At 43.6% G+C, this 234-nt stretch carries 1 protein-coding gene; it reads right to left on the bottom strand.

Translation table 11 applies throughout. From position 1 onward, the window contains the following. Positions 1-66: 66 nt before the first annotated feature. On the bottom strand, positions 67-234 hold a 168-nt coding region (locus P8629_RS12960), incomplete at its 5' end, for a TRAP transporter large permease subunit (protein ID WP_442908727.1).

Raw genomic sequence — 234 nt, 5'->3', positions numbered from 1 at the left:
ACTCGATGTTAAGGAGACGCCAACCTTACTGGCGGCCTATCGCATCAAAAGTGAGGCGTTATTTTATTAAATTGCATTCGGTAACCACATCACTAACGATTCTGAGAAGGTGAGCAGCATTAATACCGCCAATAGTGCAATCAAAAACGGAATCACCTCTTTCATGAACTCAATCATCCGAACTTTCAAAATGGAGCAAACGGTAAACATCATCGACCCAAACGGCGGGGTTAC

Origin of the sequence: Hydrogenovibrio sp. 3SP14C1 (assembly GCF_029625905.1) — a bacterium.
Classification (GTDB): domain Bacteria; phylum Pseudomonadota; class Gammaproteobacteria; order Thiomicrospirales; family Thiomicrospiraceae; genus Hydrogenovibrio.
This window is presented reverse-complemented; position numbering and strand designations above follow the sequence as displayed.